The sequence below is a fragment of the Streptomyces sp. NPDC015220 genome (genome assembly GCF_043079345.1).
Classification (GTDB): Bacteria; Actinomycetota; Actinomycetes; order Streptomycetales; family Streptomycetaceae; genus Streptomyces.
In genome coordinates, this window is sequence record NZ_JBIBUK010000001.1 from 79,311 (window position 1) to 93,369 (window position 14,059).

13 protein-coding genes and 1 tRNA gene are annotated in these 14,059 nt (G+C 67.9%); 11 read left to right on the forward strand and 3 right to left on the reverse strand.

Annotated features, from left to right (window positions below):
* Window positions 1–9 precede the first annotated feature (9 nt).
* The 8 genes from ACF061_RS00330 to ACF061_RS00365 all read left to right on the forward strand — a co-directional run bounded on the left by ACF061_RS00330 (window position 10) and on the right by ACF061_RS00365 (window position 7,912).
* Window positions 10–498, forward strand: coding sequence for a hotdog fold thioesterase (locus ACF061_RS00330; RefSeq protein ID WP_392264518.1), 489 nt, complete (start codon window positions 10–12; stop codon window positions 496–498).
* Between the two features lie 242 nt (window positions 499–740).
* On the forward strand, window positions 741–1,163 hold the full coding sequence (locus tag ACF061_RS00335) for a hypothetical protein (protein ID WP_392264519.1): 423 nt from the start codon (window positions 741–743) through the stop codon (window positions 1,161–1,163).
* Window positions 1,160–1,777: a hypothetical protein gene (locus ACF061_RS00340; RefSeq protein WP_392264520.1), complete on the forward strand. Its 618-nt coding sequence runs from the start codon at window positions 1,160–1,162 to the stop codon at window positions 1,775–1,777. Before ACF061_RS00335 ends, ACF061_RS00340 begins: the two co-directional genes overlap by 4 nt.
* A 287-nt stretch (window positions 1,778–2,064) precedes the next feature.
* Window positions 2,065–3,297, forward strand: coding sequence for a branched-chain amino acid ABC transporter substrate-binding protein (locus ACF061_RS00345; RefSeq protein WP_392264521.1), 1,233 nt, complete (start codon window positions 2,065–2,067; stop codon window positions 3,295–3,297).
* A gap of 121 nt (window positions 3,298–3,418) precedes the next feature.
* Window positions 3,419–4,351 carry a branched-chain amino acid ABC transporter permease gene (locus ACF061_RS00350; protein ID WP_392264522.1) on the forward strand — a complete coding sequence of 311 codons (933 nt, stop codon included), beginning with the start codon at window positions 3,419–3,421 and terminating at the stop codon, window positions 4,349–4,351.
* 5 nt (window positions 4,352–4,356) lie between these two features.
* On the forward strand, window positions 4,357–6,186 hold the full coding sequence (locus ACF061_RS00355; protein WP_392264523.1) for a branched-chain amino acid ABC transporter permease: 1,830 nt from the start codon (window positions 4,357–4,359) through the stop codon (window positions 6,184–6,186).
* A 5-nt stretch (window positions 6,187–6,191) separates the two neighbouring features.
* Window positions 6,192–7,199 carry an ABC transporter ATP-binding protein gene (locus tag ACF061_RS00360; RefSeq protein ID WP_392264524.1) on the forward strand — a complete coding sequence of 336 codons (1,008 nt, stop codon included), beginning with the start codon at window positions 6,192–6,194 and terminating at the stop codon, window positions 7,197–7,199.
* Window positions 7,196–7,912 (forward strand): ABC transporter ATP-binding protein, encoded by a 717-nt coding sequence (locus ACF061_RS00365; protein ID WP_392264525.1) that lies wholly within the window; start codon window positions 7,196–7,198, stop codon window positions 7,910–7,912. The genes ACF061_RS00360 and ACF061_RS00365 overlap by 4 nt, the downstream gene beginning before the upstream one ends.
* Window positions 7,913–7,991: 79 nt before the next feature.
* On the opposite strand, the gene ACF061_RS00370 is transcribed toward ACF061_RS00365, so the two are convergent.
* A complete protein-coding gene (locus ACF061_RS00370; protein ID WP_392264526.1) occupies window positions 7,992–8,666 on the reverse strand; it encodes an ANTAR domain-containing response regulator in 675 nt (224 codons plus the stop codon).
* 104 nt (window positions 8,667–8,770) lie between these two features.
* Here ACF061_RS00370 and ACF061_RS00375 point away from each other — a divergent pair.
* Window positions 8,771–8,845 (forward strand) — tRNA-Leu (locus ACF061_RS00375).
* A 106-nt stretch (window positions 8,846–8,951) separates the two neighbouring features.
* Entirely contained in the window at window positions 8,952–9,722 is a 771-nt protein-coding gene (locus ACF061_RS00380; RefSeq protein WP_392265361.1) for a helix-turn-helix domain-containing protein, read from the forward strand.
* 5 nt (window positions 9,723–9,727) lie between these two features.
* Here the strand turns inward: ACF061_RS00380 and pyk are convergent, their stop codons facing one another.
* Together pyk and ACF061_RS00390 are read right to left on the reverse strand one after the other, a co-directional pair.
* Window positions 9,728–11,164: a pyruvate kinase gene (gene pyk / locus ACF061_RS00385; protein WP_392264527.1), complete on the reverse strand. Its 1,437-nt coding sequence runs from the start codon at window positions 11,162–11,164 to the stop codon at window positions 9,728–9,730.
* Window positions 11,165–11,326: 162 nt separating this feature from the next.
* Window positions 11,327–12,061 (reverse strand): SIMPL domain-containing protein, encoded by a 735-nt coding sequence (locus ACF061_RS00390; protein WP_392264528.1) that lies wholly within the window; start codon window positions 12,059–12,061, stop codon window positions 11,327–11,329.
* Window positions 12,062–12,210: 149 nt separating this feature from the next.
* On the opposite strand from ACF061_RS00390, the gene ACF061_RS00395 reads away from it, so the two are divergent.
* The gene (locus tag ACF061_RS00395; RefSeq protein ID WP_392264529.1) at window positions 12,211–14,043 is read left to right on the forward strand and encodes a bifunctional metallophosphatase/5'-nucleotidase; all 1,833 of its coding nucleotides are present in this window, start codon (window positions 12,211–12,213) and stop codon (window positions 14,041–14,043) included.
* Window positions 14,044–14,059: the final 16 nt, after the last annotated feature.

The window sequence follows — 14,059 nt, forward strand, 5'->3', positions numbered from 1 at the left end:
CCGGATCCCATGGGCGAGCAGCACGACGTGAAGTTCCCGCAGGAGGTCGTCGACGAGTACGCCGCGCTCGGCGTCGACCTGCCCTCCCTGTTCTCCGCCGGGCACCTCGGCACCCGGATGGGCGTCGAGATCCTCGAGGCGTCCGCCGAGCGTGTCGTGGCCACCATGCCGGTGGAGGGCAACACCCAGCCGTACGGGCTGCTGCACGGCGGCGCCTCCGCGGTGCTGGCCGAGACCCTGGGTTCCATCGGCGCGATGCTGCACGGCGGCAGCTCCAAGATCGCCGTCGGTGTCGACCTGAACTGCACCCACCACCGCGGCGTGCGCTCCGGGCTGGTCACCGGCGTCGCCACCCCACTGCACCGGGGACGCTCGACGGCCACCTACGAGATCGTGATCAGCGACGAGCAGGAACGACGGGTGTGCAGCGCCCGCCTGACCTGTCTGCTGCGCGACGTGAAGCCGGCCGACGGCGGCCGGACGTCCGCGGCCGGCTGACCCGCCGCCCCGACGCCGCGGCCTGCCGGCCCACGCCCCGGCTCACGGCAGGCCGGCGCCCCGCCACCCGGCCGGGGGCGGGGCACCGGCCGGGTCGAGGGGCACACCGGCCGGGTGGCGGGGCGCCCCCTCCACCGGGCCACCGGCCGCCCGGTCCAGCCCTCCGTGGCGCCGGCCGACCGTCAGGTTCCGCTTCCGTCGCCGCCGTTGCCCCTCGGCGCCGCGCGCCCTAGCGTCATGGCATGGGAACGCGAGGAGCCCCGCGGTCCGGGGCGACGGCACTCGGGGCGCGGCTCGCGCCGGTGTTCCTGGCGGGCGTGCTGACGGCCGGCTGCGGCGGTGGCGCGACGGGCACCGGTCACGGCGCCCCGCCCCGGTCGCCGTCCCCACCGCCCTCTTCGACCATGTCCGCCGAGGAGCTGTGCGTCCGGATCGTCACGCACTGGTCCGAGGAGGTGCTGGACGGCGACACCTACGGCGACTACCAGTCGATGGGCCTGTCCAACGGACAGTACGAGATCCTGCGCCGGACGGTGGCCGCCGCACGTACCGTGGAGCGGCGCCAAGGACGCGAGGCCGCCCACGAGTCGATCGAGCGCCGGGCACGCGCCGGCTGTGCCGCCCGGTACCGCCGCGGCAATCCGGGCACGGAGCCGTGGCGGTGAGCGGCGTCGGCCCCCCGGAGCCGGGCGAGGGCACGCGCGCGTGGAACGCCCCCGACCCGGACGGCCCGCTCGTCGCCGGTCCGCCGTCCCGGCGTCCGGTCCGGCTCGGTCACCGGCGCCGCCGCACCGCGCTGACGGCCGCGGCGCTCGCCGCCCTCCTGGCCGGCGGCGGCTCGCTGTACCTCACCCGGGAGCGGCAATCCCCGCCGCCGGCACCGCCGTTCCCGTCCCAGGTGGTCGACGTCTCCTACCTGGACCCGGCGCCCGTCCCGCGCGACGCACCTCCGGGGAGCTTCGGCTTCGCGCTGCTGCTGAGCGTGGAATCCGGCCCTCCGGTCACCGTTTTGGCGATGAAACAGCCCTATGCGGGACTTTCCCTGATCTCCGTACCCCGCCCCCCTTTCCGGACGAAGTCCGGCACCGCCCGCAAGATCCTCATCACCATGCATGTCACGGAATGCGGGAGAGTACCGGAGAATGCCGGACTCCCTTTCGTGGATGTGACACTGCGTAACGCCCGCGCAATGGAGGTCCAGAGTTTCATCCTGGGGTCACGCTATGCGCACGCGCTCTCCGAGGCGTTGCAAGTCGCCTGCGGCAACGATTCTCGGTAATCACCAAAACCCCTGACACACCTGAACTCAGCCCGGTTCGTCCTGCGGGTTCTCAGAATGCGGACAGGGCGAATCGGCCTGAATTCCGCTGTTCCACCCGTCGAGTACCGCTCCGCAATACGTCGTGTCATAACAAGAACGTCACAGCCTTGGCCAGACCCTCCTCCCCGTTCCCCGCACACGCCTAGAGTCACGGCCAGTCACCGCGCGGTCGGAAATCCTCTTCGGGCCGGCGCTCGACTCGGCCCCTTCCAGGGGGGAGGGCCGTGCCAGGGAAAGGACTGATCGTGCGTCAACGTTCGCTCATCGCCATCACCGCCGCGCTGGCGGCGGGAGCACTCACCCTCACCGCCTGTGGCTCCCGGGACGGCGGCGACAAGGACTCCGGCTCCGGCAACGACGGAACCACCGTCACCATCGGCGTCGACGCCCCGCTGACCGGCGACCTGTCCGCCCTCGGCCTCGGCATCAAGAACTCCGCAGACCTCGCCGTCAAGACCGCCAACAAGAAGAACTACGTCAAGGGCGTCACCTTCAAACTCGACGCCCGCGACGACCAGGCCCAGCCCTCCTCCGGCCAGCAGAACGCCACCACCTACGTCGCCGACAAGAGCGTCCTCGGCGTCGTCGGCCCGCTGAACTCCTCCGTCGCCGAATCCATGCAGAAGGTCTTCGACGACGCCAAACTGGCCGAGGTCTCCCCGGCCAACACCGGCCCCTCCCTCACCCAGGGCCCCGACTGGCGCACCAAGAAGGTCCGCCAGTACAAGTCCTACTTCCGCACCGCCACCACCGACGCCATCCAGGGCCCGTTCGCCGCCCAGTACGTCTACAACGACGCCAAGAAGAAGAAGGTCTTCGTCATCGACGACAAGAAGACCTACGGCGCCGGCCTCGCCGGAACCTTCACCGACGAGTTCAAGAAACTCGGCGGCCAGGTCGTCGGCACCGAGCACATCAACCCCGACACCAAGGACTTCTCCGCCGTCGCCACCAAGGTGAAGAACTCCGGCGCCGACGTCGTCTACTACGGCGGCGAATACCCGCAGGCCGGCCCGCTGAGCAAGCAGATCAAGGCAGCCGGCGCCAAGATCCCCCTGGTCGGCGGCGACGGCATCAACGACGCCACCTACGGCAAGCTCGCCGGCCCCGCCGCCGCCGGCGACCTCGCCACCTCCGTCGGCGCGCCCGTCGAGAAGCTCGACTCCGCCAAGCAGTTCGTGACCGACTACAAGGCCGCCGGCTACAAGGAGGGCTACGCCGCCTACGGCGGCTACTCCTACGACTCCGCCTGGGCCATCATCGAGGCCGTCAAGAAGGTCGTCGACGACAACGGCGGCAAGCTCCCCGACGACGCCCGCGCCAAGGTCACCGAGGCCATGGCGAACGTCTCCTTCGACGGTGTGACCGGCAAGGTCTCCTTCGACGAATACGGTGACGCCACCAACAAGCAGCTCACCGTCTACAAGGTCGACAACGGCACCTTCGTGCCCGTCAAGTCCGGCACCTTCACCGGCTGACCCACACCCACACCGCTCAACAGCCGCGCGGGGCGCTGTTCCACTGGCGCCCCGCGCGGACTGGCATCCGGTCACAACCGGTCACATCCGTCGAACGTCCGAAAGTCTCGGAGGACATGCGGTGAACGAACTGCCGCAGCAGCTGGTCAACGGCCTGCTACTGGGATCCATGTACGGCCTCGTCGCCATCGGCTACACAATGGTCTACGGCATCGTCCAGCTCATCAACTTCGCCCACGGCGAGATCTTCATGACCGGCGCCTTCGGCGCCCTCACGGTCTACGCGTACATCCTGCCCGACGGCACCTCCATGTGGGTCGCACTGCCCCTCATGCTCCTCGGCGCCATCATCGTCGCCGTACTCGTCGCCGTAGGAGCCGAACGGTTCGCCTACCGCCCCCTGCGCACCGCCCCCCGCCTCGCCCCCCTCATCACCGCCATCGGCCTCTCCCTCGCCCTCCAGCAAGCCGTATGGGCCTGGTACCCCGACGCCAAATCCGCCCGCCCCTTCCCCCAGATCCCCGGCGGCCCCTTCCACATCGGCAGCGTCACCATCCAGACCGGCGACATCTTCCTCCTCCTCGCCGCCCCCATCAGCATGGCCATCCTCGGCTACTTCGTCATGAAGACCCGCACCGGACGCGGCATGCAGGCCACCGCCCAGGACCCCGACACCGCCAAACTCATGGGCGTCAACACCGACCGCATCATCGTCGTCGCCTTCGCCCTCGGCGCCGCCTTCGCCGCCGTCGGCGGCCTCGCCGACGGCCTCAAATACGGCCAGATCGACTTCAAAATGGGCTTCATCCTCGGCCTCAAAGCCTTCACCGCAGCCGTACTCGGCGGCATCGGCAACATCTACGGAGCCATGATCGGCGGCCTCACCCTCGGCGTCGCCGAAACCCTCGCCACCGCCTACATCGCCGATATCCCCGGCATGGACAAATTCGGCAGCAACACCTGGGCCGACGTCTGGGCCTTCGTACTCCTCATTCTCGTGCTCCTCTTCAGGCCCCAAGGCCTGCTCGGCGAGCGCGTCGCGGACAGGGCGTGACACCGATGACCACACAGACCACCACACCCGAAACCCCCAGCGCCCCCACCCACGGCGCCACCCGAACCGGCCTCATCGGCATACCCGAACACCTCGGCCGCGCCCTCGCCACCGGCGGCAGCGTCCTCACCATCGCCGCCACCTTCCTCGCCTGGACCTGGACCACCGACTTCCCCGGCGACCTCACCGTCTACGGCTACCCCGGCGGCCTCCAAGTCCTCGTCCTCATCGGCGCCACCCTCACCACCCTCCTCGCCCTCGCCTCCTACGGCATCAAGGGCCTCGGCTGGCTCACCCCCGCCGGCGCCGACGCCGCCGTCAAACTCGCCGCCCTCGCCACCTTCGCCACCGCCTGGTACACCGTCATCTCCATCAGCGTCGAACTCGGCGGCGTCGTCAACCTCGAACCCGGCGGCTACATCGTCGCCATCACCACCCTCACCACCCTCCTCGGCGCACTCGCCCTCCCCTTCCAACGCCCCGAACCCGACCCCATCGACCCCGACACCACCGGCTGGGACCGCTACAAACACCACCTCGGCCACACCTGGGAAACCACCAAAGCCGTCTTCACCGCCCCCACCCCCCGCCCCCTGCCCCCACTCCCCCCCTACGCCGAAATCCTCATCATCGTCGCCGTCATGGCACTCGGCCTCACCGTCTTCACCTACGGCATCGGCACCCCCTACGACGAACTCTTCATCGGCTTCCTCCTCCTCGCCGGACTCGGCTTCGCCGCCCTCAACAAATCCGGCCTCATCCCCCACCTCTCCCAGATCACCGCACGCCACCAGTCCATCTCCACCTGCGGCGCCTTCATCACCGCCGCCCTCTTCCCCTTCACCCAGACCGACGACAAATACGCCACCCTCGGCGTCTACATCCTCATCTTCGCCACCGTCGCCCTCGGCCTGAACATCGTCGTCGGCCTCGCCGGCCTCCTCGACCTCGGCTACGTCGCCTTCCTCGGCGTCGGCGCCTACGCCGCCGCCCTCGTCTCCGGCTCCCCCACCTCCCCCTTCGACGTCCACTTCCCCTTCTGGGCAGCCGTCCTCGTCGGCGGAGCCGCATCCCTCGTCTTCGGCGTCCTCATCGGCGCCCCCACCCTCCGACTCCGCGGCGACTACCTCGCCATCGTCACCCTCGGCTTCGGAGAGATCTTCCGCATCACCGCCAACAACCTCGACGGCACCTCCGGACCCGACCTCACCAACGGCTCCAACGGCATCGCCTCCATCCCCAACCTCGACATCCTCGGATTCGACTTCGGCATCCCACACGACGTCGCCGGCTACACCATCGGCCGCTTCGCCAACTACTTCTTCCTCATGCTCATCATCACCGCCGTCGTCGTCCTCGTCTTCCGACGCAGCGGCAACTCCCGCATCGGCCGCGCCTGGGTCGCCATCCGCGAAGACGAAACCGCCGCCCTCGCCATGGGCATCAACGGCTTCCGCGTCAAACTCATCGCCTTCGCCGTCGGCGCCTGCCTCGCCGGCCTCGCCGGCACCGTCCAAGCCCACGTCACCTACACCGTCACCCCCGAGCAATACCTCTTCGCCGGAGCCGTCCCCCCCAACTCCGCCTTCCTCCTCGCCGCAGTCGTCCTCGGCGGCATGGGCACCATCGCCGGCCCCCTCATCGGCGCCGCACTGCTCTTCCTCATCCCCAACAAACTCCAGTTCCTCGGCAACTACCAGCTCTTCGCCTTCGGACTCGCCCTCATCCTCCTCATGCGCTTCCGCCCCGAAGGCCTCGTCCCCAACCGACGCCGCCAACTGGAATTCCACGAAGAAGCCGACGCGCCCGCGGCCCTCGGCAAGACAGGGGCCTGACCACCATGACCACCGACACCACCACCAAGGACACCACCCCGGGCCCCACCACCCCCGGCACCACCGTCCTCGACGCACGCGGCGTCACCATGCGCTTCGGCGGCCTCACCGCCGTACGAAACGTCGACCTCACCGTCAACAGCGGCGAAATCGTCGGACTCATCGGCCCCAACGGCGCCGGCAAAACCACCTTCTTCAACTGCCTCACCGGCCTCTACGTCCCCACCGAAGGCGAAGTCCGCTACAAAGGCACCCTCCTCCCACCCAAATCCTTCAAAGTCACCGCAGCCGGCATCGCCCGCACCTTCCAGAACATCCGCCTCTTCTCCAACATGACCGTCCTCGAGAACGTCCTCGTCGGCCGGCACACCCGCACCAAAGAAGGCTTCTGGTCCGCCGTCCTCCGCGGCCCCGGCTTCCACCGCGCCGAAAACGCCTCCCGCCAACGCGCCATGGAACTCCTCGACTTCGTCGGCCTCGCCGACAAAGCCGACCACCTCGCCCGCAACCTCCCCTACGGCGAACAACGCAAACTCGAAATCGCCCGCGCCCTCGCCAGCGAACCCGGCCTCCTCCTCCTGGACGAACCCACCGCCGGCATGAACCCCCAGGAAACCCGCACCACCGAAGAACTCGTCTTCGCCATCCGCGACATGGGCATCGCCATCCTCGTCATCGAGCACGACATGCGGTTCATCTTCAACCTCTGCGACCGCGTCGCCGTCCTCGTCCAAGGCGAAAAACTCATCGAAGGCGACAGCACCACCGTCCAGGGCGACGAACGCGTCATCGCCGCCTACCTCGGCGAACCCTTCGAAGGAGCCCCCGGCGACGAAGAAGCCGCCGAAGTCGCCCACGCCGAAGCACACGCCCACACCACCACAGCCACCACCCCCGACCACACCCCAGCCAACCCCACGCCCGGCGACACCACCCCCGACGACACCACAGCAGCCCCCACGCCCGGCGACACCGGCGACCACGCCACGCCCGGCAAGGAGAACGACCGATGACCACACTGCTCGAAGTCGAGGACCTCCGAGTCGCCTACGGCAAGATCGAAGCCGTCAAGGGAATCTCCTTCAAGGTCGACGCCGGCCAGATCGTCACCCTCATCGGCACCAACGGCGCCGGAAAAACCACCACCCTGCGCACCCTCTCCGGCCTCCTCAAGCCCGTCGGCGGACAGATCAAGTTCAACGGCAAGTCCCTCAAGAAGATCCCCGCCCACCAGATCGTCTCCCTCGGCCTCGCCCACTCCCCCGAAGGCCGCCACATCTTCCCCCGCATGACCATCGAGGACAACCTCCGCCTCGGCGCCTTCCTCCGCAAGGACAGGGACGGCATCGAAAAAGACATCCAACGCGCCTACGACCTCTTCCCCATCCTCGGCGAACGCCGCAAACAAGCCGCCGGCACCCTCTCCGGCGGCGAACAGCAAATGCTCGCCATGGGCCGCGCCCTCATGTCCCAACCCAAACTGCTCATGCTCGACGAACCCTCCATGGGCCTCTCCCCGATCATGATGCAGAAAATCATGGCGACCATCGCCGAACTCAAATCCCAGGGCACCACCATCCTGCTCGTCGAACAGAACGCCCAGGCCGCACTCTCCCTCGCCGACCGCGGCCACGTCATGGAAGTCGGCAGCATCGTCCTCTCCGGCACCGGACGCGACCTCCTCCACGACGAATCAGTACGCAAGGCCTACCTCGGCGAGGACTGACCCACCGCCCCACACACGACGAGGCCCGCACCCCGACCCGGGGTGCGGGCCTCGCCCCGCGCCTACGCCAACCAGCGGCTCAGCCCTCCTCGGGCCTCGCACCACCCTTCGCGGCCTTCTTCTCCTCGCTGTCCTGAATGACCGCCTCCGCCACCTGCTGCATCGACATACGGCGATCCATCGACGTCTTCTGGATCCAGCGGAACGCCGCCGGCTCCGTCAGCCCGTACTCCGTCTGCAACACCGACTTCGCACGATCCACCAGCTTCCGCGTCTCCAACCGCTGCGAGAGGTCCGCGACCTCCTTCTCCAGCTCCTTCAGCTCCGTGAACCGCGACACCGCCATCTCGATCGCCGGCACCACATCACTCTTGCTGAACGGCTTCACCAGATACGCCATCGCACCCGCGTCCCGCGCCCGCTCCACCAGATCACGCTGCGAGAAAGCGGTCAGCATCAACACCGGCGCGATCCGCTCCTCGGCGATCCGCTCCGCCGCCGAGATACCGTCCAGCTTCGGCATCTTCACATCCAGGATCACCAGATCCGGCCGATGCTCACGGGCCAGCTCCACCGCCCGCTCACCGTCCCCGGCCTCACCCACGACGGAGTACCCCTCCTCCTCCAGCATCTCTTTGAGATCCAGCCGGATCAGCGCCTCGTCCTCCGCGATGACGACACGGGTCGTCAGCGGAGGCACGTGCGACTTCTCGTCGTCGGGCACGTCAACGGGCTGGGGCGACTCGGCGGTCACGGGGGCGCTCCTTGTTCCGGGGGAGGCAGATGCTGCTCCCAAGAGCCTACCTAGCTGCGGTAAGGTAGTGGGCACGGAGTCACGGGTAACCTTTGATTCCATGGGCCCCGGTAGTCCAATTGGCAGCAGACGATGGTCTCAAACACCATACAGTGTGGGTTCGAGTCCCACCCGGGGCACTTTTCCTTAATTTCCAAGGTTGCTTTCGGCAGGTGAGGGATCACGTTCGCGTGATCCTCACTCTTTTGCCGCGCGTCACTCCGTCCCATGACGCACCGTGTCCGTGTGAACCAGTACGGCACACAAGTGCGACAGACGGCCCTGGCCCTGCTGAGGGACGGCGTGAGGAACGCGGACGTGGCAAGACGACTTGACGTCCCCCTCGGAACGATCAGCTACTGGAAGCACGTGGACCGCGCCAAGCGTGGAGAGTGCCCGGGCGCGCACCAGTCAGCGTGCCCACGGTGTGACCGAGACTTGAACGAAGAGGCTTACGCCTACCTTCTCGGTCTGTACCTCGGTGACGGGCACATCATCCAGAACCGGGCCATGCGAACACCCAGCCTCTCCGTCGCCTGCACCGAGTCGTGGCCCGGGCTCATGGACGCCTGCGAGGAGGCCATGCGCTCGGTGTTCCCAGGCAACTCCGTCTGCCGCGTCCGCCGTAAGGGCTGCAGAGAGGTCAAGCTCTACTCGAAACATCTCTGGTGCCTCTTCCCCCAGCACGGCCCCGGCAAGAAGCACGACCGCCGCATCGCCCTCGAACCGTGGCAGCGAGAGATCGTCGACGCGCACCCGTGGGACTTCATCCGGGGCCTCATCCACTCGGACGGCTGTCGCATCACCAACTGGGCGACCCGTCTCGTCGGCGGTGAGCGCAAGCGCTACGAGTATCCCCGGTACTTCTTCACCAACCTGTCGGAGGACATCATCCGGCTGTTCACGGACACCCTCGACCGGGTTCACGTCGACTGGAAGGCGAACGGCCGCAACATCTCCGTCGCCCGCAGAGCCTCCGTGGCCCTGCTGGACGCCCATGTGGGCCCCAAGCACTGAGGGGACTACTTCGGACTGTCGTCCTCTCCGATGTGGTGCACCCGGACCAGGTTCGTCGTGCCCGCCACGCCGGGAGGGGAGCCCGCGGTGATGACCACCACGTCGCCCTTGCGGCAGCGGCCGTACTTCAGCAGCAGTTCGTCCACCTGGTCGACCATCGCGTCGGTGGAGTCCACGTGCGGTCCCAGGAAGGTCTCCACGCCCCAGGTCGCGCTGAGCTGGGAGCGGGTGGCCGGTTCCGGGGTGAAGGCCAGGAGCGGGATGGGCGAGCGGTAGCGGGAGAGGCGGCGGGCGGTGTCGCCGGACTGGGTGAAGGCGACCAGGAAGCGGGCGCCGAGGAAGTCGCCGATCTCCGCGGCGGCGCGGGCGACCGCGCCGCCGTGGGTGCGGGGTTTGTCGCGGTCGGTGAGCGGGGGGAGGCCCTTGGCGGGGAGGTCTTCCTCGGCGGCCGCGACGATCTTGGCCATGGTGCGGACGGTTTCGACCGGGTGCTTGCCGATGCTGGTCTCGCCGGAGAGCATGACCGCGTCCGTGCCGTCGATGACGGCGTTGGCGACGTCGCTGGCCTCGGCGCGGGTGGGGCGGGCGTTGTCGATCATGGAGTCGAGCATCTGGGTGGCGACGATCACCGGTTTGGCGTTGCGTCTGGCCAGTTTGATGGCGCGCTTTTGGACGATGGGGATCTGTTCGAGGGGCATTTCGACGCCGAGGTCGCCGCGGGCCACCATGATGCCGTCGAAGGCGGCGACGATGTCGTCGAGGGCTTCGACGGCCTGGGGTTTCTCGATCTTGGCGATGACGGGGAGGCGGCGGCCTTCGTCGTCCATGATGCGGTGGACGTCGAGGACGTCTCGGCCGCTGCGTACGAATGACAGGGCGATGACGTCGAAGCCGGTGCGCAGTGCCCAGCGGAGGTCGTCTTCGTCTTTCTTGGAGAGGGCGGGGAGTGAGACGGCGGCGGAGGGGAGGTTGAGGCCTTTGTGGTCGGAGACCATGCCGCCTTCGGTGACCGTGGTGTGGACTCGGGGGCCGTCGATGTCGGTGACTTCGAGGACGACTCTGCCGTCGTCGATGAGGATGCGTTGGCCGGGGGTGACGTCGTCGGCGAGGCCGGCGTAGGTGGTGCCGCAGATGTGGCGGTCGCCCTGGGTGCCTTCTTCGACGGTGATGGTGAAGGTGTCGCCGCGTTCGAGGAGTACGGGGCCTTCGCGGAAGCGGTCGAGGCGGATTTTGGGGCCTTGGAGGTCGGCGAGGGTGCCGACGCTGCGGCCGGTGGCGTCGGCGGCTTGGCGTACGTGTTGGTAGCGCGCCTCGTGTTCGGCGTGGGTGCCGTGGCTGAGGTTGAGGCGGGCGACGTCCATTCCGGCGTCGACCAGTGCTTTGATCTGGTCGTATGTGTCGGTGGCGGGGCCAAGGGTGCAGACGATTTTTGCTCGGCGCATGGTGTGAGCCTAGGCCTTACCGTTCGGTAGGGGTTTGGTGTGGGGTTACTGTCCAACGTCCTTTGGGTGAAGGTGTGTTGACTTTCGTCGGGGTGTGCGGGTGGTTGTTCCCGGGGGTGTTCGGGGTGTTCCTCGGTCGGTCGTCGGGGGGTTCTGATGTGGTTACAGTTTGGGCGGTTTCATGGTGAATCGCGCGTTGAGTTGCGCGTATACGTGCTGCCGTTCGGGTTCCAGGTCGAGGGGGGCTGGTTCGTCGGGCGCCGCGGGCGCGCCGTAGGCGGCCATGGCGCGCATGCGGGTGCCGGTTGCGCCGGGTGGGTGGGGTGGGGGGTTGTCCGCGGCGGTGTCGGCGATCTCGGTGAGGGCTTGGAGTGTGGTGCCGAGTGCTTCGGCGTATTCCTTGGCGCGTTGTACGGCTTCGCGTACGGCTTGTTGTCGGGCTTGTCGGTGGGTGGGTGAGTCGGGGCGCAGTGCCCACCAGGGGCCGTCCACTCGGGTGAGTTCGAGGTCGGCCAGTCGGGTGGTGAGTTCGGCGAGGGCGGTGAAGTCGTTGAGTTCGGCGGTGAGGTGGGTGGTGCCGTGGTAGGTGCGGATGCGTTCGCCGCGGCCGTGTCCGGTGAGTTCGGGGGTGAGGGTGAGGGTGCCGGTTTCGAGGCGTTCGACGGCTTGGCCGTAGGTTCTGACGAGGTCGAGGGCGGCGGTGTTGCGCCGGGTGAGGTCGTTGAGGGTGGAGCGGCGGTCTTTGCCGCGGGCGGTGACGGTGATGGTGATGCGGGCGATTTCAGGGTCGACTTCGAGGTGGGCTTCGCCGCGGACGGCGATGCGGGGGGTGTCGGGGGTGCCGTAGGGGGTGTGGGGGTGGGTGGGTGGGGGTGGCTCTTCGGGGTGGTGGGTCATGTGTCCCACTGTGTCAGTCGTGGTGGGTCCGGTGGTTGTGGGTCATCAGATCGCAACCTGCGGGGGGTGTTGCGGTTCGCGGTGTTCCGGTCAGAATCTACGCGCGTCCATCTACGCGCGTCGTTGATCTTTCGCTAGGAGAACCAGACATGGCGTTGAACCGCCGGAAGTTCCTGAAGAAGTCCGCGGTGACCGGGGCGGGGGTGGCGTTGGCGGGTGCGGCGGCGGCTCCTTCGGCGGAGGCTGCGGAGGCTGCGGAGGCTGCGGAGGCTGCGGCGGGGCGTGGCCCGGGTGGGCGCTCCAAGCGGTACTCGTTGACGGTGTTGGGGACCACGGATCTGCACGGGCATGTCTTCAACTGGGACTACTTCAAGGACGCGGAGTACGTCGACAAGGCGGGCAACGCGCAGGGTCTGGCCCGGGTCTCGACGCTGGTGAACCAGCTGCGTGCGGAGCGGGGGCGTGAGAACACGCTGCTGCTGGACGCCGGGGACACGATTCAGGGCACGCCGTTGACGTACTACTACGCGAAGGTGGATCCGATCACCGCCGAGGGCGGTCCGGTGCATCCGATGGCGCGGGCGATGAACGCGATCGGGTACGACGCGGTGGCGTTGGGCAATCATGAGTTCAACTACGGCATCGAGACGCTGCGGAAGTTCGAGCAGCAGTGCGATTTCCCGCTTCTGGGCGCCAACGCGCTGGACGCGAGGACGCAGCGGCCGGCGTTCGCGCCGTATTTCATGAAGACGTTCAAGGTGCACGGTGGTCCGCCGGTGAAGGTGGCCGTGCTCGGTCTGACCAATCCGGGCATCGCGATCTGGGACAAGGCCTATGTCCAGGGGAAGCTGACGTTCCCGGGGCTGGAGGAGCAGGCGGCCAAGTGGGTGCCGAAGCTGCGTTCGATGGGTGCGGACGTGGTGATCGTGTCGGCGCACTCGGGTACTTCCGGTGTCTCGTCCTACGGTGACCAGTTGCCGTACGTGGAGGATGCCGCGGCGAACGTGGCCAGGCAGGTGCCGGGTATCGACGCCATCCTGGTGGGCCATGCCCATCTGGAGATCCCTGAGCTGAAGGTCGTCAACGAGAAGACCGGGAAGACGGTCGTGCTGTCGGAGCCGCTGTGCTTCGCGGAGCGGCTCAGTGTCTTCGACATCGAGCTGGTGTTCGCCAAGGGCCGGTGGGAGGTGGAGTCGGTCGCCGCCTCGCTGCGGGACTCCAGCACGGTCGCCGACGACCCGAGGATCACCGGGCTGCTGGACGACGAGCACGAGAAGGTCGTGGCGTACGTCAATCAGGTGGTGGGCCGGGCGACCGACACCCTGACGACGGTGGAGGCCCGTTACAAGGACGCGCCGATCATCGATCTGATCACCAAGGTGCAGGAGGACGTGGTCAAGGCCGCGCTGGCCGGCACCGAGTACGCGGCGCTGCCGGTGATCGCGCAGGCCTCGCCGTTCTCCCGGACCTCGGAGATCCCGGCCGGGGACGTGACGATCCGGGATCTGTCGAGCCTGTACGTGTACGACAACACGCTGGTGGCGAAGTTGATGACGGGTGCGCAGGTGCGGGCGTACCTGGAGTACTCGGCGGAGTACTACGTGCAGACGGCGGCGGGCGTGGTCGTCGACGTGGAGAAGCTGACGAACGCGAACAACCGTCCGGATTACAACTACGACTATGTGTCGGGGCTGGCGTACGAGATCGACGTCGCGCAGCCGGCGGGTTCGCGGATCAGGAACCTGACCTTCGGTGGGGCGCCGCTGGACGACGCTCAGCAGTTCGTGCTGGCGGTGAACAACTACCGGGCCAACGGCGGTGGTGCGTTCCCGTACGTGGCGTCGGCGAAGGAGCTGTGGTCGGAGTCGACGGAGATCCGTACCCGGATCGCCGAGTGGGTGACGGCGAGGGGTGTGCTGGACCCGAAGGACTTCGCGTCGGTGGACTGGAGGCTGACGCGGAACGGCACGCCGGTTTTCTAGTCCTGGCGGCGGTGCC